The sequence below is a fragment of the Jeotgalicoccus coquinae genome (assembly GCF_014207425.1).
Lineage (GTDB): Bacteria > Bacillota > Bacilli > Staphylococcales > Salinicoccaceae > Jeotgalicoccus > Jeotgalicoccus coquinae.
This window is the reverse complement of the sequence record NZ_JACHFF010000001.1, coordinates 981,801-1,002,415: the sequence shown is the minus strand read 5'-3', so window position 1 is coordinate 1,002,415 and position 20,615 is coordinate 981,801. Positions and strand designations below refer to the sequence as shown.

The window sequence follows — 20,615 nt, the reverse complement described above, 5'->3', positions numbered from 1 at the left end:
CCTATGGATTATCAGGAGAGCCTGCAGTGGATACACGAACGGACGAAATTTGGAATTAAGCCCGGAGTCAAACGCATGGAATGGATGCTTGAGAAACTCGACCATCCCGAAAGAAAGATTACCGGTGTGCATATTGTCGGCACCAATGGCAAAGGCTCGACGCTGTCGTATATGCGCAGCGCTCTGAATGAAAACGGCTATACAGTGGGGACATTTACGTCCCCGTATATCGAAGTATTCAACGAGCGCATTTCGATCAACGGCAAGCCGATACCCGACGAAGACATTGCGATGCTGGCGAACATAGTGCGCCCGGTGTCAGAGCAGCTGGTAGAGGAAACGGACTTAGGCAATTCTACGGAATTTGAAATCATTACGATGATGATGTTCGTCTACTTTGGAAATGTGCACCCGGTGGATTATGTGCTGGTTGAAGCGGGTCTCGGTGCCACGCATGACTCGACGAACGTCTTCAGACCGGTAATGACTTTACTGACAAGTATCGGTATGGACCATATCGATATTCTCGGTGATACGCTGCTCGAAATTACGAAAGATAAATCGGGTGTGATTAAAGAAGGCATTCCGCTGGTCTTTAACGTAAAAGACGAAACGTGCCGCGACTATATCTATAAGGTGCTTGATGAGAAAAATGCTAAAGGCATTGAACTCGAACGCGATGTGATTTTAGTCACTGACGGTGAGGAATTCAGCTTTAAATACGGCAAATATGACTTTGACGATATTCGCCTTGAAATGCTCGGCCGCCACCAGCAGGAAAATGCATCAATCGCGATCGCAGCACTCCTTGAAATGATGGAACGTGACCTCGTTAAGCTGGATGTGAACAAAATGATCCAGGGCGTTGAGAAGACGTTCTGGACCGGGCGTATTGAGCGAATCAGCGAAGATCCGATTATCATATTGGACGGTGCGCATAACAATGAAGCGGTGGATGCGCTTGTAGATACGATGCGTGAAAATTATCCCGATAAAAAGATTACAGTGCTGTTCTCTGCAGTAAAAGGCAAGCCGCTGGACACGATGGTGTATAAAATCGGCATGCTGGCGGACACCTTTAATGTAACGGAATTCGACTTCTTTAAAGCAGAAGACGGGGAAGTGCTGTTTAACTCAATCGATCATCCGAATAAGCATTTTGTCAAAGATTATGTGGACTATGTGAAGCACTTCGATGGAGAGCTGCTGCTTGTTACAGGCAGTCTGTACTTCATCAGCGAAGTGAAACAGGGTTTAAGAGATAAATAGATTAGTATTGAAGCAGCAGGGGAGAAATCCTCTGCTGCTATTTTGCGTTCATTGGGACGAATACATCTAATTGTCTCAATGAGACGGGGACATTGAGACGATAAAGAACTATTAACCCAATGAGAACCGTACAATGAGACGAATAATACAAATCATCCCATTGAGAGGTTAACGATGGGACGAATAACTGTATTCGCCCCAATGAAGTTTCGATAGAAAGTTGAAAACTGTCGCGCTCCGCCTGGCTGCCTCCCCAAAAGACGTAAGATTAAAATTTTATATCCTTCGGGGAGGTTTATGTATACATGAGACACCGTTGCAGTAAATAAGCAATCATAATTTTCCAAAGTACAAAAAAAAGAGAGCACCCAATGTGCCCTCCCAAAAAAAATAAATAAAAATTATAAACCAGTACCATCTTTTTTGCTGTCTTCCAGACCTTTTAATGAGTCTCTCATTTCGCGTAAAAGCACAAGTGATTCGTCCTCAACTTCTTCTTCAACAAATTTGTTTTTCGTTAACTTGTTAACAACTTTAACGAATACGAATACTGCTGCACCGATAATAATGAAGTCGATGATCGCCTGAATGAACACACCGTATGTAATACCCATGTACACCCAGTCTGACGCGAAATCAGTGTCGCCGAATATTAAAGCGATTAAAGGCATGATGATGTTTTCAACCAACGCCTGTACAATCTTACCAAACGCTGCCCCGATAACTACTGCCACTGCCAGGTCCAAAACGTTCCCGCGCAGCATAAAGTCTTTAAATTCCTGCCACATAATATGACCACCTTTGTTAGTAATTATATAACTTCTTCTAATATTACATGAAAAATACTTGATTTCAAGTGTTAATTTACATATTAATATTCTTAACTCAATTTTAACACAGGCAAAATACTCATAATGTTTAGTTATGAATGTTATAATTTAAGATAAGTAAAGGTTATTCTATGTGCAAGCTTATTCATATCACAAGTTTGGGTGAAAGCATTTACTTTATTGCTGGAGTAAGTATACAATTAGGATGACTAAATTTAGAGGGGGCTTTTAATGATGTCAAAAAACGTAAAAGACAATTCACGTCAGACATTATCAGTGAATGGTAAAGATTATACTTATTACAGTCTGCAGTCACTGGCAGATTCAGGCATGAGCAATTCTGAAAAGTTACCGTATTCAATCCGTGTATTACTGGAGTCAGTATTAAGACAGTATGACGGCAGTGTTATTAATGATAAACACATTGAAGCATTGGCAAACTGGGATAAAGGGGATATTAAAGGTAAAGAAGTTCCATTTAAACCTTCCCGCGTTATTCTGCAGGATTTCACAGGGGTACCTGCGGTAGTTGACCTTGCTTCACTTCGTACAGCGATGGAAGCAGTGGGCGGAGACGTTCAGAAGATCAACCCTGAAGTACCGGTTGACTTAGTAATTGACCACTCTGTACAGGTTGATGAGTACGGCAGCATGAACGCATTACAGAAAAACATGGACCTGGAGTTCGAGCGTAACATGGAGCGTTATGAGTTCCTTCGCTGGGCAACTAAAGCGTTCGATAACTATCAGGCTGTTCCGCCTGCGACAGGTATCGTTCACCAGGTTAACCTTGAGTACCTGGCTAACGTCGTTCACGCAAGAGAAGAAGACGGCGCAGAAGTTCTGTTCCCGGATACTCTTGTAGGTACTGACTCCCACACGACAATGATCAACGGTCTTGGCGTACTGGGTTGGGGTGTCGGCGGTATCGAAGCTGAAGCAAGTATGCTTGGACAGCCTTCATACTTCCCGGTTCCTGAAGTTATCGGTGTGAAAATGATTAACTCATTACCGGAAGGAACAACTGCAACTGACCTTGCTTTACGTGTGACTGAAGAGCTGCGTAAAAAAGGTGTTGTAGGTAAATTTGTTGAGTTCTTCGGCCAGGGGGTAACAGAATTACCGCTTGCCGACCGCGCAACAATCGCAAACATGGCGCCTGAATACGGTGCAACTTGTGGTTTCTTCGCAGTTGATGATGAAACGCTTGACTACTTAACACTTACAGGACGCGACGCTGAACACGTTGAAGTGGTTCGTGAATACCTGAAAGCAAATAACTTATTCTTCGATGCGTCAGTAGAACCAACTTACACTGATGTTGTTGAACTTGATCTGTCTACAGTTGAATCATCTCTTGCAGGTCCTAAACGTCCGCAGGATTTAATCAAGCTTTCAGACATGAAAGAAGAATACAGAAAATCAGTTACAGCTGAGAGCGGTAACCACGGTCACGGCTTAACTGAAGAAGAATTCAGTAAAACCGGTACTGTGAAGTACAACGACGGCGGCGAGGACGAACTGAAAACCGGTGACCTTGTTATTGCTGCAATTACTTCATGTACAAACACATCTAACCCGTACGTTATGCTGGGTGCAGGTTTAATCGCTAAAAAAGCAGTTGAAAAAGGACTGACAGTGCCGAAGTACGTGAAGACTTCATTAGCACCGGGGTCTAAAGTTGTTACAGGATATCTTGAAGATGCAGGTCTTCAGCCGTACCTTGACCAGCTTGGATTTAACTTGGTTGGTTACGGTTGTACAACTTGTATCGGTAACTCAGGTCCGTTACGTCCTGAAGTAACGAAAACAATCGTTGATGACGACATGCTCGTATCATCTGTATTATCAGGTAACCGTAACTTCGAAGGACGTATCCACCCATTAGTTAAAGCGAACTACTTAGCTTCGCCTCAGCTTGTTGTGGCATACGCACTTGCAGGTACAGTAGATATCGATCTTCGCACTGAGCCGCTTGGCCAGGACAAAGACGGTAACGATGTATTCATGAAAGATATCTGGCCTTCAATTAAAGAGGTTAGAGACACTGTAATGTCTACAGTTACGCCTGAACTATTCAGAAAAGAATACGAAACAGTATTCGATTCAAACGAAACGTGGAACAATATTGAAGTGACTGATGCACCATTATACGACTTCGGTGACGAATCAACATATATCCAAAACCCGTCATTCTTCCAGAACTTATCTAAAGAAGCAGGTACAATCGAACCGTTAAACGGTCTGCGCGTACTTGGTAAATTTGGAGATTCTGTAACGACTGACCACATTTCACCGGCAGGTGCGATCGGTAAAGATACACCGGCAGGTAAATGGTTAATCGAACAGGGTGTGTCACCTCGTGACTTTAACTCTTACGGTTCACGACGCGGTAACCACGAAGTAATGGTACGCGGAACATTCGCAAACATCCGTATCCGCAACCAGATTGCACCGGGTACAGAGGGCGGATACACAACTCACTGGCCGACTGGTGAAGTAACAAGCATTTATGAAGCATCAGAGAAGTATCAGGAAGAAGGCACAGGCCTGATGATCGTAGCCGGAGACGACTACGGTATGGGATCAAGCCGTGACTGGGCAGCCAAAGGTACTAACTTACTTGGTGTTAAAGCAGTACTTGCTGCAAGCTACGAACGTATCCACCGTTCAAACTTAGTAATGATGGGCGTTCTGCCATTACAGTTTGTTAACGGGGAAAATGCTGAAGACCACGGCATTGACGGTTCTGAAAGCTTCGACATTAATATCGATGAAAGTGTTACAGCAGGAGAAGTGATCGATGTTGTTGCAACGAAAGAAAACGGCGACAAAGTTAACTTCAAAGCTAAAGTCCGTTTCGACTCAGACGTTGAAGCTGACTACTACAGACACGGCGGTATTTTACAGCTTGTACTTCGTAAGAAGATTGCTTCAGCTTAATATAAAAACTGGTTTGACAAATCCATCAAAGCATCGCTTTGATGGATTTATATTTTAAGGGCCGTGTTGAGACGCAGCCGGCTGCTCGTTTCAACCAGCAGCTGTCATTGAGAAGTAAACAGTTAATCATCCCAACGAGCGACCACCGTTGAGAAGTAAACGCCTAATCATCCCAATGAACGACCACCGTTGAGAAGTAAACAGCTGATTATCTCAATGAGCACCCGCCGCCACCAAAACACACAGCATCAATCAACACCAAAAAAACGGCCTGAAAGTCCGTACAGACTTCAGGCCGTTCTCTTATTGACATTTACATGAACGTAATTTTAGGCTCAGTGCCTTCTTTAATGCGCTGCATATTGGAAATATGTTTAACAATCACCATAATTCCAAGGATAATTCCAAAGCCGATGATAAACGGGTCACCCGTAAAAAAAACGCTGATTAAAAGCGAAATGGCTGCAAAGACGCTGCCGAGTGAAACGTATTTCGATACTTTTAAAGTAACTAAAAACGTCACCAGCACCACCAGAAAAATAATAGGCGCCGCAGCTAATAAAGCACCGCCGCCTGTTGCAACGGCTTTGCCGCCTTTAAATTTTAAAAATATCGAGTAGACGTGGCCGATTGCTGCCACAACCCCGAAAATAATTACAGGGAAATCCACGTCGGTACTGACGAGCAGTGCCACCCATACTGGGATCGCACCTTTCAGCAGATCGAGTACAAGGACAACGATACCGGCTTTTTTGCCGAGGATACGGAATGTGTTTGTCGTACCGACATTACCGCTCCCGTGTTCGCGCAAATCAATTTTATAAAATGTTTTGCTGATAATCAGGCCGAATGGAATAGAGCCGAAAAGGTAGCTGAAAATTAATAATAAAATAACTGTATACACTAAATAATCCCCTTTTGCTATCAGGTATTAATAGTTTACCATAAAATAATATTTTCGCACATATAATTATAAAGTGGCTTATAATATAATTATGTCAACTTTATATATTTTGTTGCAAAACTTATGAATTTATATAAAAATAGATAAGTAGATTAATTTAACGAACATACGTTTGTATTGTTTGTAGGAGGATACAGACTTGGCTAAGAAAACTGGATATACTGATGAGTCCATTCAAATACTAGAAGGCCTGGATGCTGTTAGAAAGCGTCCGGGAATGTATATCGGTTCTACAGATACGAGAGGTCTGCATCACCTCGTATATGAAATTACCGACAATGCGGTCGATGAGATTATTAACGGCCACGGAAATGAAATCAATATTACTATTAATGCAGATGAAAGTATTACAATCCGCGATAACGGGCGCGGACTGCCGACGGGAATGCACTCGTCCGGACGTCCAACTGCTGAAGTGATCTTCACAGTACTGCATGCGGGCGGTAAGTTCAGCTCGGATAACTATAAATCTGCAGGCGGACTTCACGGTGTTGGTTCTTCTGTTGTTAACGCATTAAGTGAATCTTTAAAAATACGCGTTTTCAGAAACGGTAAAATTCATGAGATATCATTTAAAGACGGCGGCAAACTGGACCAGCCCATGAAAGAAACAGGGAAGACGAAAGAATCCGGTACAGAAGTAACATTTAAAGCGGATCCTGAAATCTTTAAGCAGTCGATTGCGTTTAACTTTGAAACAATCACTGAGCGCATGCGCGAGTCTTCGTTTTTAACTAAAGGCTTAAAGATTACAATTAATGATAAACGTACTGATGAAGAGGAAGTCTTCCAGTTCGATGACGGGCTGAAATCATTCATTGAATTTTTAAATGAAGGCAAGGATGATATCGGCAATATCGTTATGTTCGAAGGCACGCATAATGAAATGCAGGCAGAGGTTGCTTTCCAGTTTAACGACCAGTACTCGGAAACGATTATTTCGTTCGTAAACAACGTCCGCACAAAAGACGGCGGAACGCATGAAGTCGGCTTTAAAACCGGATTTACACGTGCATTTAATGAATACGCACGCAAAATCGGTGAACTGAAAACGAAAGATAAAAACTTAGAAGGCAGTGATATCCGTGAAGGACTGACTGCCGTCATCTCCATTAAATTGCCCGAACACCTGCTCCAGTTCGAAGGACAGACTAAAGGGAAACTGGGTACAGCAGAAGCGCGTAACTTAATGGAAACATTATTAACGGAACAGCTGCCGTATTATTTAGAAGAAAACGGCGCCTTATCCACACAGCTTGTTAAAAAAGCAATTAAAGCCCGCCAGGTGCGTGAAGCTGCACGTAAAGCGCGTGAGGAAGCACGGAGCGGCAAAAAGAATAAATCGAGAGATACACTGCTGTCAGGTAAGTTAACACCGGCACAGAGTAAAAACGCGAAGAAAAATGAACTGTTCCTGGTAGAGGGTGACTCTGCCGGCGGTTCGGCCAAGCAGGGACGCGACAGACGTTTCCAGGCGATCTTGCCCCTGCGCGGTAAAGTAATTAATACCGAAAAAGCGAAGTTCGAAGATATCTTTAAAAACGAAGAGATCAATACAATTATTCATACAATCGGTGCCGGCGTCGGCACTGACTTTAAAGTGGATGATACGAACTACGATAAAATTATTATTATGACTGATGCGGATACGGATGGTGCGCATATCCAGGTATTGTTATTAACGTTCTTCTTTAACTATATGCGTCCGCTGTTTGAAGCAGGCAAGATTTACATTGCACTGCCGCCGCTCTTTAAACTGGAGAAAAAAGGCAAGAAAAAACAAATTAAATACGTCTGGACCGAAGACGAACTGGCAGAAGCACAGGAAGAGATGGGCAATGCCGAACTACAGCGCTACAAAGGTCTCGGTGAGATGATGGCTGAACAGCTGTGGGAAACGACAATGGATCCCGAAACGCGTACGCTGATTCAGGTAAGAATTGAAGACGAAGCATTATCGCTGAAACGTGTCACGACGCTGATGGGTGACAACGTTGAAATCAGACGTAAATGGATCGATGCAAACGTGTCATTTACGCTTGAAGAAGGCAACAGCATTCTTGATAATCAGGATGTAGAAAAATTAGCAGAGAGTGATGAAGATTATGGCAGAGCATAACCCCTTGCAGCAATTAAAATTAGAAGATGTAATCGGCGACCGCTTTGGGAGATACAGTAAATACGTCATTCAGGACCGGGCAATACCGGACGTGCGTGACGGGCTAAAACCCGTACAGCGCCGTATATTATACGCGATGTATAAAGAGGGCAATACGTTCGATAAAAACTACCGTAAAAGTGCCAAAACAGTCGGTAACGTTATCGGTAACTATCACCCGCACGGTGAAAGCAGTATATACGATGCTATGGTCCGTATGGGCCAGGACTGGAAAATGCGTGAAGAGCTTATTTTAATTCACGGTAACAAAGGGAGTGTCGACGGAGATCCGGCAGCGGCAATGCGTTATACGGAAGCTAAACTTGCTGAGATTTCAAATGAACTCTTAAGAGACTTAAACAAAAATACAGTGCCGTTTATGGATAACTTCGATGATACGGAACAGGAACCGTCTGTTCTGCCGGCTAAATACCCGAACCTGTTAGTAAACGGAGCAACAGGTATTTCTGCAGGTTACGCAACGGATATTCCGCCGCATAATTTAGGTGAAGTCATCGATGCCACACTAAAAATTATCGATAAGCCGACAGTGTCAATCGACGAATTGCTTGAAATCGTTAAAGGGCCGGATTTTCCGACAGGCGGGATTATCCAGGGTAAAAACGAGCTTAAAAAAGCATATACTTCAGGCAGAGGCCGTATTGTGGTCCGCAGTCTTGTAAATAAAGAAGAAACCCGCGGCAACAAAGTGAATATCGTTGTCACTGAAATCCCGTATGAAGTGAACAAGGCGAATATGGTTAAGAAAATGGATGAAATTCGTGCAGACAGACAGGTGGACGGCATTATCGAAGTCCGTGATGAAACGGACAGAGAAGGTATGAGAATTGTCATAGAGGCGCGTAAAGATGCCAATATCGACGCCATTATCAATTACTTCTACAAGAAGACGGATCTGCAGATTTCATATAACTTCAATATGGTAGCAATCAGCGACCGTGCACCGAAGCAGATGGGCTTAAAAGATATTCTTGAAGCGTATATTAAGCATCAGAAAATCGTTGTCACAAACCGCTCTAAATATGATCTTGAACATGCCGAAAAACGCATGCACATTATCGAAGGACTGATTAAAGCATTATCTATCCTCGATGAAGTAATCCGCACTATCAGAGAGTCACAGAACAAGCGCAACGCCAAAGAAAACCTCGTTGAACGCTACGACTTTACTGAACGTCAGGCAGAAGCCATTGTCATGCTCCAGTTATACCGTTTAACAAATACGGATATCGCAGAGCTTGAAACAGAGCAGAGCGAACTGGAATTCCAGATTAATCAGCTGACAGAAATATTAAACGACGAGAAAAAACTTAAAAAAATAATTAAATCCGAACTCAGAGACATTAAGAAAAGATATGCTTCGGAACGCTTAACGTCTGTAGAAGAAAAAATCGAAACGATTGAAATTTCCAAAGAACAGTTAATTGCAAAAGAAGATACGGTCGTATCTCTGACTAAAGAAGGTTACGTTAAACGCACGAGTCTCCGCAGCTACAACGCATCGAAACCTGAAGAACTGGGTATGCGTGAAGGAGACAGAACACTGTTTACAAGTATGTCGAATACACTGGAACAGCTGCTCGTGTTTACGAACTACGGCAACTATATGATTATTCCGGTTCACGGGCTCCAGGATACTAAATGGAAAGATATGGGGCAGCATCTGTCGTCCCGTTTCAATTTAAAACATGGAGAAGAACCGATTTTTGCAAGGACAATATCTAAATTTGATGAAAATATCAGTGTCGTGATGGCATCTAAACGCGGCCAGGTGAAACAGACACTGCTAAGTGAATTTGAAGCCACGCGTATTTCACGTCCGATTGTCAATATGAAGCTTAAAAAAGATGATGAAGTCATCGGCATCTCAATGACTGAACCTGGAAAAGAATCATTATTGTTTGTTACAGAGAAAGGCTTAACACTGAAATATCCGCTTGCTGAAGTATCAGCAACAGGCTTAAAATCACAAGGTGTTAAAGCAATGAATGTTAAAGCGGATGATAATCTCGTATTCGGTGAACTGATTCCTGAAGAAGGCAATCTGATCACAGTATCGAGCAGAGGTGCGGTCAAACGTACGAGTCTGGATACGTTTGATGCGGGTGCCAGAGCACAGGTCGGTTCAATGCTGTATAAGGATATTAAATCAAAACCGCACAGAGTGGTTGCAGCATCAGTTACAGGTGCAGGCAAAGATCAGACAATCGAATTAATATCAGAAACAAACGTTCACACACTGCGTGCCAATGAAGTGCGTCTCAGCGGGAAGTATTCGAACGGCTCGTTTGTCGTTGAAGAAGACGCTTTCGGCATCGTTGTACATGCACACTTCAGCGCGTTATAAATATAAAGAAATGCAGGATGGGTGAATCTAGATGGAACAAGCATTTAATATGTTTGAACAGGCGGTAAACTTCGCCAATGACTTACTGTGGCAGGAAATATTAATCGGGCTGTTAATTATTGCCGGATTATATTTCTCTTTCACATCGAAATTCGTTCAGTTCCGCTGGCTGAAAATTATGTTTTCTTCTCTTGGAGAAAAACGGGCGAAAATGCCGGATGGCTCGAAAGGGATTTCATCTTTCCAGGCGTTTACAATCAGTGCCGCTCAGCGTATCGGTACTGCGAATATTGCAGGGGTCGCGACAGCAATCGTTGTCGGCGGTCCAGGTGCGGTCTTCTGGATGTGGGTGGTTGCCCTCTTAGGTGCAGGGACTGCCTTCTTTGAAGCAACACTGGCTCAAGTGTATAAAGTACGCGATAAAGAATCGGGCTTCCGCGGAGGGCCGGCGTATTACATGACTAAAGGTCTCAATCAAAAAGGTATCGGCTACGTATTTGCGGTACTGATGACGATTACGTTTGGTATTGTGTTTGTTATGCTGCAGTCGAATACGATTGCGAATGCGTATGATGAAGCATTTGGTATTAACACAGCGGTCAGCGGTATTGTCGTTGCGATTGTTGTCGCGCTTGTAATATTCGGCGGTGCGAAATCGATTGCGAACGTTGCTACAGCGATTGTGCCGGTAATGGCAGGATTGTACATCATTCTAGTAACAGTGATCCTGGTGATGAATTACGATATGATTATTCCAATGCTGCAGACGATTGTCGTGAATGCTTTTGGTATTGAAGAAGTGTTCGGCGGTGCCTTAGGTGCTGCGATTATTAACGGCTTCCAGCGCGGGCTGCTGTCAAACGAAGCGGGTATGGGTTCAGCGCCTAATGCTGCGGCATCAGCTGCAGTACGTCACCCGATTCAGCAGGGGCTAATTCAGTCGCTTGGTGTGTACTTCGATACGATTATCGTGTGTACAGCAACAGCGATTGTGATTCTCTTGTACACAGACTTAAGTTTCGGTGCGGATGCACCGCAGGGAATCGCAGTTACACAAGCTGCAATGGATCAGCAGTTCTTTGGTTACGGCGGTATTATTATCGCAGTATTCATTCTGCTGTTTGCATTCTCGACGATTCTTGGTAACTATTTCTATGCACAGAGTAACTTAAGCTTTATTGTGGATAATAAAAAAGTGACATTTGCGTTTAGAGTGATTGTTGTAATTATGACAGCAGTCGGTGCGGTACTCGGCGTACAGCTGGTATGGACACTGGCCGACCTGTTTATGGCTTTCCTGGCCATCATTAACTTAATGATGGTTGTTGCCTTAAGTCCGTTAGTATTTGAACTGATGCGGGATTACAAAGAGCAGAAGGACAGAGGAGAATCTCCAATATTCTTTGCTAAAAATATTTCTTACAAACTGCCGGATGATAACGAGTGGGGCGATGACGACTACCGTATGGACGATCCTGAAGACTATAATAAGTAATATAGAGGCCAGCCGCTTGTGCTGCACCCTTAAAGTTGAACTCCAAAATTCAACTTTAAAGGTGCAGCACATATTCCAGCTGGTTTTTTGATGGAAATTTATTTAAATTATAATTAAAGTAGTATTATCAAATTTCAGAAAAAAAGAATTCAATAATAATTCACTGTTAACTTATTATTTTAATGAAGTTACAAAATAATAAGTTAGTGCTATATTGTAATTAAATAATTGTTTAGAAATGGGCGATGAATTTTTTGAATGATAAAGTATTTTTAGAATTGGAAGATTTAGCAAGTGATGATAATAAGAACGTACTTAATCCTATTAAAAACGAATTTAGAGAACCTGAACAGATATATCCCGAAGCGAATATTAAGGTAGAAAGACATCAGTACCCAATTTTCCAACTATTGAGAAAATATGAACGGAATCAAATTATACTAGATCCTGATTTTCAAAGAGAAATGGTTTGGAATAATAAGCAAAAATCAGAATTAATTGAATCAGTTTTAATGGGAATCCCTTTACCGATTTTTTATTTAAACGAAACTAAAGATGGTCAACTAGTAGTTGTGGATGGTAGACAAAGATTAACAACTTTTTTCTCTTTTCTAAATAATGAATTTAAACTTTCAGAGTTAAGAATTTTACCTAATCTTTCAAATTGTTATTTTAAAGATTTAGATGAAAAATTACAGGCTAATTTAGAAGATTTTCAGTTAATTGCACAAGTTATTAAACCACCAACTCCTGACAGAATTAAATTTGATATATTTGATCGTGTTAATAGAGGTGGTACTCCATTAAATAACCAAGAAATGAGAAATGCTTTATATCAAGGTCAGTCAACGGAATTATTAGACCGAATTTCGAAATCAAATAATTTTATTAAAGCGACTTGTAACTCTGTAAACTCTACAAGAATGAAAGACAAGTATTTGATACTTAGAGCATTAGCATTTTATCTGTGGAGGAAAGATTTACTTAATGATGCAAATGGTGAAAAGATTGAATACAGAAATGATATAGATGAATTCTTAGGATTAACTATGGAATACTTAAATTCTATATGTGATGAAAAGATTTTAGAAATAGAGAATACATTTTATAAATCTATGAATAATAACTTTATTATTTTTGAAAAAGATTCATTTAGAAGGTTTTCTGAAGAAGAACGCAGGAAGCCCATAAACATGATTTTATTTGAATCTTTTAGTTATCTATTCACACATTTCGAAAATGAATATTGCCGTAGTAATAGTAAAGAAATTAGAGATTTATGTAATAATCTATTACAAACAGAAGAATTAACACGATTATTAACGGAAGATAGAGGACGTGGCATTGTAATTCCGCAAATATTTAATATGATGGACTTATTAAAAGAGGAGCTAAAAAATGTTAACTAAAATTACAGTTAAAAATTTCAAAAGCTTTGATGAAAGTACACTGGAGCTAAGTGATTTCAATTTAATTACAGGGATGAACTCAGCTGGAAAATCCACACTTATTCAGGCTTTGCTTTTATCAATACAAAATATATCAAATGAAGGAAAAGATTATTTAAATGGTCATTTAATTTCACTAGGTATGTTCTCAGATATACGGAATTTTTTGAAAAATGCTAAAAATATATCTATTAAATTATATGACGAAGAAGATGAATATATAGAGTTATATTTTGAAGAAATTGATGGTTATGTTGCTTTAGAGATTAATAATAATAGTACTAATTTATTCGAATACCTAAATCAGAAAAATAAAAAAATTAGATACTTGTCATCTAAAAGAATCGGATTTCAAGATATATATTCTACTAACTACGATAATTTTAATGATATAGGTATCTTTGGAGAGTATGCAATTGATTTTTATGAGAATAACAAAACTTTTCCAATTGAAAAAGACTTAGTTAGAGATAAAACTATTGGAACTACGTTAGAACTACAGTTAGGTTTCTGGTTAAAATATATTATGAATAGTAGGTTATCGACAGAAAATATTAGCGGAACAGACTATATTAAAGCAGAATTTGCTCACGGTAATAATAGACTTGTAAGGCCTAAGAATATTGGATCTGGTTTAAGTTATATAATTTCAATTTTAGTCAGCGGTTTAACTTCTAAAAAGGGTGATTTAAACATTATTGAAAACCCTGAAATTCATTTGCATCCGAAGGCTCAATCGAGACTAACAGAATTTTTAACTTTTATTTCTGATAAAGGGATAAGATACATAATTGAAACACATAGTGATCATATTTTTAATGGAATGAGAAAAGCAATAAATAAAGATATTATTAATACAAAGTCATTAAATACGTATTTCTTTTCATTGGATAATAAAACATCTTGTACATATACTAAGAAAATAGAATTTGATGATAGAGGGAATGTATTAAACCATATACCAGGTTTATTTGATCAATTCGATGATGATTTAGATGAATTATTAGGGTTGAAATAAAATGGATATAGTTATAAATGAATTTTCACTTGATGGGGATTTCCATACAATAGATGATTTCTTAAACTCATTATTTGAGATTATAAGAGTAGAACTAGTAATGGAAGAACATTCTTTAAATTTATTGAAACATTATGATTTTTATTCTTCCCTAGTGACAAAGAATCATACATTACAAGATATCCTACAAGATAATAGTTACAAAACGAGATCAGAAGTTAGAAAGTTTAAAGCTTTATTAAATAATCTAATAAACAACCCCCCATTCTGGAATGATAGCCAAAAACACAGTAATAAAAATCAGTATAATTGTGAGTATACAGATAAAACATTTGACTATTCCTTAGCAGAAGCTTGTGAACGAGATCAAATGGTTCTATCCTTCTCACATGATAATTTTAAGGAAACAAGTATTAAAATTCGAAAAAACTCACACGAAATGAAACTACATAATATATTTACTTCTCGTGGATTACTTGACATATTATATAATGAAAATATGATTGAACCTACCTACTATTGTCAGAACTGGTTTATAAACTCAAAAATATCTACTGAGTATTTAGAAAAAGAATATGGGTTTGATTCTTTGGAAAAGGAAGAAATAAATATTTTTGTATCTAGACTTAAACTATTTGAACAACTTAGTTGGAATGAGATATCTTCATATGATGGACTTGACTTTAAAACTTACAAAGCAAATGCTGATAAGAATTGGTTTAAAGGTCCTAATTATAGTGGTAAAACAATATATAAGTTTCGTGCTAATGATAAGCTTAGATGTTTTGGATATAAAGAGAATGAAATTATGTATGTTTTGAGATTTGAAAGGGATCATAAACATAGCGATCATGGTTAATTTTAAATGTTTAAATATCTAGAGAGCTTCTATTATTATTTTTGAATAATAATTATATAAAGGAGAGATTACATGACCAAGTGTGCAAGCTGCAATAAGCAGTGGACCGGCATGTTATTATTTAAAGGGCATTTTGCTTCAGAGAACGGAGTGGAGTGTGATTACTGTCATGAGAAACAGTATGTATCGGAGAAATCGAAAAAACGCATGATTATTCCGATGCTGTTAGTCACGGCAATGTTATTAATAGGACTGTTTGCACCGCCGTCAATTACTCAATATTTCTGGATATACATTACAATTACAGCGGTCACAATAATATTTATGTATGTGAGTCTGGAACTGACCAACGTACCGCCTGAAGACAAGAAAAGTAAATAAATCCAGGTAACACAGGGAGATTATTTCTTACCTGTGTTATTTTTCTGAATTTTTGATATACTTCTGTGATACATAAAAAGAAGAAGGTTATTATATGTCCAATCAACTGCGTATCGGCTCAAGTATTTACATTAATTACATACTGCTCGGCATGATCAACTTAATTATCGCATTACATATGGGCTTTCTGACTGAACAGCTCAACACAGATGCAGCAGCAATCTCGGCTTTAATATCGGCTATCGGTATCGGTAAGCTGATTGCCTTATCTTTTGCAGGTAAGTTATCAGATAATCTTGGAAGAAGACCAATGCTGATTACAGCATGTTTCCTGTACGTGGTGTTTCTTGTGGCCATACCATTCGCGCCGACATATACAGTTGCATTTATGTTTGCACTGCTGGCAGGAATGGGGAATTCTATTCTCGATACGAGTTCGTATCCGGCACTGATTGAAGTGTTCAGAAAACGTTCGAGTTCAGCAACGGTGCTCGTTAAAGCATTTATGTCTGTCGGTTCAACAATTCTGCCGTTAATGATTACGTTCTTTATGGCACGTGATATGTTCTACGGCTACACGTTTTTTATAATGGCAGCAATATTCTTATTCAACGCAATACACTTATTTACTTTGAAATTCCCGGAAGCGAATGTGCTTGAGGAAGTACCGCAGACAAAAGAAGAGAAAGAGAGGAATGCTAAGCCGGTTAAAGCTGCATTGATCTTCAAAGAGAAGCCGAAGTTTATGCGTGAGGGAATTACAGTTATCGCAATTGGCTTTACGTCAGTAGGATTGTTCCTTATTATCCAAACGTGGATGGCGACATTTGCACAGGAAGTGATTGGACTTTCGGAAGCTCAGGCAATTAACCTGCTAAGTATTTACAGCTTCGGTGGATTCGTAACTGTAATCATTTTAGCGACACTGCTGGATAAATTATTCAGACCGATTACGGCATTGATTATCTATCCGATGGTGGCAATTATTGCATTGGTATCATTATTGTTCGTAGAGAGTTATGCAATACTGGTTGTGCTTGCGCTCATTCTCGGTATGGCAACGTCAGGACTGTTCCAGCTGGCAGTGACGTTAATGGCACACTTCTTCCCGGAGAAGAAGGGGACAAGTACAGCGTTTGTGACACTGTCATCGAGTATCGCATTTATTACACTGCCTTACTTAACGGGACTGATTAACCGTCATATCGGTGTATCGTATGTCTTTATGTTCGAGATTGTTATTGCAGTAATCGCAGTAGTGCTTGCAGCATTTATATCTTACAGATACCGGAAAGTGTTTGATCTTAAAAGTAAAAACAAAATATTGTGGAGAAACCCATAAGAAAGACGGCAGTAAAGGAGGATATGATGGCAAAGATATTTAATATCGTTTTAATTATTTTGGGGATCTCATCTCTGATTAATGGATTTACGCATTTACCTTCAAATATGTTTCTGGCTATAGTGAATCTCATTGCTGCGGTAATCCTTTTGTATGTTGGAGTGAAGATGCTTAAGAACAGCAAAGAAGATGTGCCTTATGAATCGAGTAAAAGAGAATAATTCATATAAAGAGATTGTCATATTGTTTGATAGGCTCCCCTAAAGCAACAGCTTAGAAAATAAGCTGGTTTAGAGGGAGCTTTTTCATACAAAACTAAAAACTTTATGTATAGACAAAATGTAAGTACATATATATATTTGATATATGAGGTGATTTAATATGAACACTGAACTGAAGATTTTTAAAAGCGGCAACAGCCAGGCTATATCAATTAAGAAAAAAACGATGGAAAAAATGGGCTTAAAAATCGGTGACAGATTAAACATCGAAAAAAGAAATGATGAAATGATTTTGACAAAAAAAGAAGAGAAAAATTTTGAAGAAGAATGGCATGAGTTTTTTAAGAATGGACATTCTTATCACAATCTTGAAGAGACAGACTGGGGGGAAGAACAGGGCAGAGAAATATGGTAAATCAATATGATGTTTTAAAGGTTGATTTAAATCCGGTTAAAGGAAACGAACAAGGGAAATACAGGCTCTGTGTAGTTGTAAGTGATACTGACTTCAATAATAAAGTTAATATTGTCTGGGTATTACCTGTAACGAGTAGAGAAAAACGGTATCCAACAGATGTTATCATTGAAACAATGGACAATAATGTTCATGGTGTGGTGGATTGTTCTCAAATGAGAGCTTTGGACCTTGGGAGCCGTTCTTATAAATTAGAAGACAAATTGCAGCAGTCATGTAAAACTAAAGTGATTGAAAGAATTAAAGCGATATTGAGTATATAATATATAGAAGCCGGAATCTTTATGAAAAGATTCCGGCCTGTTTGCTTTAAAACAATCCTTTAAAGAATTCTACGATTCTGTCCCAGAAGCTTCTGAGTGAGTCCATAAATGAACTTGCTTCTTCCGAGTTAACAATGTCGTTTCCGAGTTCTGTTGCTTTGTCTTTAGCATCCTGGAAGCTGTCGCTTGATGTGATTCTGTCAAGCAGATCTTTTGAACTGTCCACCAGTCTGTCTGCTTCTTCACCTGTAAAAAGGCCAGAATCTTTAATGTTCATAATAATGACGATGATACGGTCGATCTGCTGCTGGCTGAGCATGCCGTCGAGACCATTCTCGGCTAATTTCTCATCAACAATAGTACGGACCTGTTCTTCAGTGACATCACCGTTAAAGTTATTTACAATTTCAACTTTAACTTCAGTGATGACTTTGTTTAATTGAACTTGTGAGAAACCTTCGACGTTAGAGTTTTCTTCAGAAATATCTGTGATTGTTTCTAGTTCATCCTGTGCGTTTTGTGTTTTTGCAGGGTCAATTGCTTCGCCTTGAGCTTCAAATGCTTTGTATACACCGGCTAATGCACTTTCACCTGTAACATCCTGGGCTGCTGCGATTGTGACGTCAGCGTCTGTAATACCTGAAGTGAGTAATGCGTTCTGGTATGTTTCTTCAGAGATTAACAGTATCTGTCCCATATCTTCATTAATATCAATATTTAATCCGCTGCCTTCAGGAGTCTGGATAATACGGATACTTGATTTCAGCACCCTGTTGTCATAACTCTTGTTGATGTATTGGTTAACGTCTTCTGAGTAAACGTAATCGACGATGTCGGTATCTTCAACACCGAGTAAGTTTGCTGTTTCATTTTGTAAATTTGAATCCTGTTCCAATGCTGCACCGTAGACGGTCACTGCATTATCCCATTCACTTGCTGCGTTGGCATTTTGGGCGCCGAATGGAATCATTGCAGCGACTAATGCGATTGCAAGTATTTTTCTAATCATAATTTTAACTCCTAACTGATTTTTTCTTAGAATACTACAGATATAGTATTATCTCTATTTTATATAATATTTATTAAAGGATGATGAAAGATACATATAAATATCTGTATATATAAATGAGAGTCACTCCGTGCAGAATGACTTTGGTTTTTATTTATTCTGTCTGTTTGATAAAATCCGGGTTCTCAATAATATTTTCTTCTGTTTCAATATAAAGCAGTTCCTGATTAATTTTCTGCTGCAGTTTTTCTTTCTTCTCTTCACTTAACTCCGGTTTGCTCATTTTCTGTTCGTACTTCCAAATTTTTTCTTTAGAGTTTTCTATATTCTTTTCGTGTGCATTGATGCGTTTCTGTTCTTTCTTTTCAAGGTTAGCCATGTTTAACATCTCCTAACTGATACTTTCAATATATCAATAACAGGGTCTTTAAAACAAACTTAACGGTAAAGAATATTACATTAAATGTGAATCGAATACCTTCTATCTACTATAAATAGGTTTTGACTTTATAAAAAAATTGAGAAGGCGTACAATGAGTTCTTAAGAAAAGTTTAGGGGCATTGCAATGGACAAAAAGACGATGAGACGGACAGATAAAGAAGAGTATCATACCGTTAAGAAAACACGGGTAAGAAAAAGAGGATTTATAGTTTTAGGAATCATTGCATTTATAAGCATTTTAATACTATATATAATTTTAAGCTACAGATCGGGTTTAAATATCGCAGCTGAAAATGGTGTAGAAACGACAGGTGAGGAGTTTAATCCTGTAGACAATCATGATGGTAAGAAGACGATGATGATTATTGGTAAAGACCGGATGGACGAAGGCGCAGAGCGTACGGATGTCATTATGATTGGTCAGTATGATTATATGCAGAAAGAAATGAAACTGGTATCGGTCATGCGAGATATTTACGTAGAGATACCTGGTTATCAGAGTTATAAAATTAATGCGGTCTATTCACTTGGCGGGGTAGAACTGCTGCGTGAAGTCATGGCGCATAATTTTGATATTAATATAGAAGAGTATGTCACAGTGGATTACGATGCATTTATGGAAACAGTGAATGTTATCAATCCGGACGGTATTACGATAGATGTGGAAAAAGATATGTCAGAGAAAATCGATACGGAATTGAAACAGGGCGTTCAGCAGTTAAATGGCAAAGACCTATTAGCTTATGCACGTTTCCGTAATGATGAAGAAGGTGACTTCGGCCGTGTCCGCCGTCAGCAGCAAGTGCTTTCAGCAATACAGGATGAAGTTATCAGTATCGGTGGTATTGTGAAGATGCCTAAGATTATAGGTACTGGTATGGGATATGTGGATACTTCAATGTCGAATAAAGAAATGTACCGTATGATTATGAGTTTTATGATCAGAGGAGATAAAGATATCGCAACGATGACACTGCCGCTGGAGAATACGTATCAGTTTATGGATACGAGTCATACAGGGAATGTGATTGATATGGACTTTGAAGCGAATAATGCAGCTTTAAAAGAATTTTTAAACAGCAGCGGCAAAGACACAAATGAGAGTGAAGCGGAAAAAACAGCAGAATAAG

18 protein-coding genes are annotated in these 20,615 nt (G+C 39.2%); 14 read left to right on the top strand and 4 right to left on the bottom strand.

What is annotated here, in order from left to right:
- The first annotated feature begins 3 nt into the window (after positions 1–3).
- Entirely contained in the window at positions 4–1,269 is a 1,266-nt protein-coding gene (locus HNR41_RS04945; protein ID WP_184282306.1) for a bifunctional folylpolyglutamate synthase/dihydrofolate synthase, read from the top strand.
- A 401-nt stretch (positions 1,270–1,670) separates the two neighbouring features.
- On the opposite strand, the gene mscL is transcribed toward HNR41_RS04945, so the two are convergent.
- Positions 1,671–2,057 (bottom strand): large conductance mechanosensitive channel protein MscL, encoded by a 387-nt coding sequence (mscL, locus tag HNR41_RS04940; RefSeq protein ID WP_184282304.1) that lies wholly within the window; start codon positions 2,055–2,057, stop codon positions 1,671–1,673.
- Between the two features lie 276 nt (positions 2,058–2,333).
- On the opposite strand from mscL, the gene acnA reads away from it, so the two are divergent.
- On the top strand, positions 2,334–5,042 hold the full coding sequence (gene acnA / locus HNR41_RS04935) for an aconitate hydratase AcnA (RefSeq protein ID WP_184282882.1): 2,709 nt from the start codon (positions 2,334–2,336) through the stop codon (positions 5,040–5,042).
- A 313-nt stretch (positions 5,043–5,355) separates the two neighbouring features.
- Here acnA and plsY read toward each other — a convergent pair whose 3' ends face one another.
- Positions 5,356–5,946 carry a glycerol-3-phosphate 1-O-acyltransferase PlsY gene (plsY, locus tag HNR41_RS04930; RefSeq protein WP_184282302.1) on the bottom strand — a complete coding sequence of 197 codons (591 nt, stop codon included), beginning with the start codon at positions 5,944–5,946 and terminating at the stop codon, positions 5,356–5,358.
- Positions 5,947–6,145: 199 nt separating this feature from the next.
- Between plsY and parE the strand changes: the two genes are divergently transcribed.
- The 11 genes from parE (at position 6,146) to HNR41_RS04875 (ending at position 18,034) form a co-directional block, all read left to right on the top strand.
- Entirely contained in the window at positions 6,146–8,125 is a 1,980-nt protein-coding gene (gene parE / locus HNR41_RS04925) for a DNA topoisomerase IV subunit B (RefSeq protein WP_184282300.1), read from the top strand.
- Positions 8,112–10,532 carry a DNA topoisomerase IV subunit A gene (parC, locus tag HNR41_RS04920; RefSeq protein WP_184282298.1) on the top strand — a complete coding sequence of 807 codons (2,421 nt, stop codon included), beginning with the start codon at positions 8,112–8,114 and terminating at the stop codon, positions 10,530–10,532. Before parE ends, parC begins: the two co-directional genes overlap by 14 nt.
- Positions 10,533–10,563: 31 nt before the next feature.
- Complete coding sequence (locus HNR41_RS04915; protein ID WP_184282296.1) at positions 10,564–12,027, top strand: alanine/glycine:cation symporter family protein; 1,464 nt, start codon at positions 10,564–10,566, stop codon at positions 12,025–12,027.
- 254 nt (positions 12,028–12,281) lie between these two features.
- Positions 12,282–13,436, top strand: coding sequence for a DUF262 domain-containing protein (locus HNR41_RS04910; RefSeq protein WP_184282294.1), 1,155 nt, complete (start codon positions 12,282–12,284; stop codon positions 13,434–13,436).
- The gene (locus tag HNR41_RS04905) at positions 13,426–14,493 is read left to right on the top strand and encodes an AAA family ATPase (RefSeq protein ID WP_184282292.1); all 1,068 of its coding nucleotides are present in this window, start codon (positions 13,426–13,428) and stop codon (positions 14,491–14,493) included. Before HNR41_RS04910 ends, HNR41_RS04905 begins: the two co-directional genes overlap by 11 nt.
- Position 14,494: 1 nt before the next feature.
- Complete coding sequence (locus tag HNR41_RS04900; RefSeq protein ID WP_184282290.1) at positions 14,495–15,352, top strand: hypothetical protein; 858 nt, start codon at positions 14,495–14,497, stop codon at positions 15,350–15,352.
- Positions 15,353–15,424: 72 nt separating this feature from the next.
- Entirely contained in the window at positions 15,425–15,733 is a 309-nt protein-coding gene (locus HNR41_RS04895) for a TIGR04104 family putative zinc finger protein (protein ID WP_184282288.1), read from the top strand.
- 94 nt (positions 15,734–15,827) lie between these two features.
- On the top strand, positions 15,828–17,075 hold the full coding sequence (locus HNR41_RS04890; protein ID WP_184282286.1) for an MFS transporter: 1,248 nt from the start codon (positions 15,828–15,830) through the stop codon (positions 17,073–17,075).
- A 23-nt stretch (positions 17,076–17,098) separates the two neighbouring features.
- Complete coding sequence (locus HNR41_RS04885; protein WP_184282284.1) at positions 17,099–17,296, top strand: hypothetical protein; 198 nt, start codon at positions 17,099–17,101, stop codon at positions 17,294–17,296.
- A gap of 160 nt (positions 17,297–17,456) precedes the next feature.
- Positions 17,457–17,711, top strand: coding sequence for an AbrB/MazE/SpoVT family DNA-binding domain-containing protein (locus tag HNR41_RS04880; RefSeq protein WP_184282282.1), 255 nt, complete (start codon positions 17,457–17,459; stop codon positions 17,709–17,711).
- Entirely contained in the window at positions 17,705–18,034 is a 330-nt protein-coding gene (locus HNR41_RS04875) for a type II toxin-antitoxin system PemK/MazF family toxin (protein WP_184282281.1), read from the top strand. The genes HNR41_RS04880 and HNR41_RS04875 overlap by 7 nt, the downstream gene beginning before the upstream one ends.
- A gap of 46 nt (positions 18,035–18,080) precedes the next feature.
- Here HNR41_RS04875 and HNR41_RS04870 read toward each other — a convergent pair whose 3' ends face one another.
- Positions 18,081–19,043, bottom strand: coding sequence for a DUF1002 domain-containing protein (locus tag HNR41_RS04870; protein ID WP_184282279.1), 963 nt, complete (start codon positions 19,041–19,043; stop codon positions 18,081–18,083).
- A gap of 154 nt (positions 19,044–19,197) precedes the next feature.
- A complete protein-coding gene (locus HNR41_RS04865; RefSeq protein ID WP_184282277.1) occupies positions 19,198–19,422 on the bottom strand; it encodes a hypothetical protein in 225 nt (74 codons plus the stop codon).
- Positions 19,423–19,609: 187 nt separating this feature from the next.
- Here HNR41_RS04865 and HNR41_RS04860 point away from each other — a divergent pair, with 187 nt between their 5' ends.
- On the top strand, positions 19,610–20,614 hold the full coding sequence (locus tag HNR41_RS04860) for an LCP family protein (RefSeq protein WP_184282275.1): 1,005 nt from the start codon (positions 19,610–19,612) through the stop codon (positions 20,612–20,614).
- The last annotated feature ends 1 nt before the right edge of the window (position 20,615 follow it).

Bases quoted from the DNA above. Each gene is read 5' to 3' on its own strand.
- parC (WP_184282298.1), top strand. From the start codon at position 8,112: ATGGCAGAGCATAACCCCTTGCAGCAATTAAAATTAGAAGATGTAATC.
- HNR41_RS04865 (WP_184282277.1), bottom strand. From the start codon at position 19,422: ATGGCTAACCTTGAAAAGAAAGAACAGAAACGCATCAATGCACACGAA.
- HNR41_RS04900 (WP_184282290.1), top strand. From the start codon at position 14,495: ATGGATATAGTTATAAATGAATTTTCACTTGATGGGGATTTCCATACA.
- HNR41_RS04880 (WP_184282282.1), top strand. From the start codon at position 17,457: ATGAACACTGAACTGAAGATTTTTAAAAGCGGCAACAGCCAGGCTATA.
- mscL (WP_184282304.1), bottom strand. From the start codon at position 2,057: ATGTGGCAGGAATTTAAAGACTTTATGCTGCGCGGGAACGTTTTGGAC.
- HNR41_RS04870 (WP_184282279.1), bottom strand. From the start codon at position 19,043: ATGATTAGAAAAATACTTGCAATCGCATTAGTCGCTGCAATGATTCCA.
- HNR41_RS04895 (WP_184282288.1), top strand. From the start codon at position 15,425: ATGACCAAGTGTGCAAGCTGCAATAAGCAGTGGACCGGCATGTTATTA.
- HNR41_RS04885 (WP_184282284.1), top strand. From the start codon at position 17,099: ATGATGGCAAAGATATTTAATATCGTTTTAATTATTTTGGGGATCTCA.
- HNR41_RS04945 (WP_184282306.1), top strand. From the start codon at position 4: ATGGATTATCAGGAGAGCCTGCAGTGGATACACGAACGGACGAAATTT.
- HNR41_RS04860 (WP_184282275.1), top strand. From the start codon at position 19,610: ATGGACAAAAAGACGATGAGACGGACAGATAAAGAAGAGTATCATACC.
- HNR41_RS04875 (WP_184282281.1), top strand. From the start codon at position 17,705: ATGGTAAATCAATATGATGTTTTAAAGGTTGATTTAAATCCGGTTAAA.
- HNR41_RS04915 (WP_184282296.1), top strand. From the start codon at position 10,564: ATGGAACAAGCATTTAATATGTTTGAACAGGCGGTAAACTTCGCCAAT.
- acnA (WP_184282882.1), top strand. From the start codon at position 2,334: ATGTCAAAAAACGTAAAAGACAATTCACGTCAGACATTATCAGTGAAT.
- HNR41_RS04905 (WP_184282292.1), top strand. From the start codon at position 13,426: ATGTTAACTAAAATTACAGTTAAAAATTTCAAAAGCTTTGATGAAAGT.
- HNR41_RS04890 (WP_184282286.1), top strand. From the start codon at position 15,828: ATGTCCAATCAACTGCGTATCGGCTCAAGTATTTACATTAATTACATA.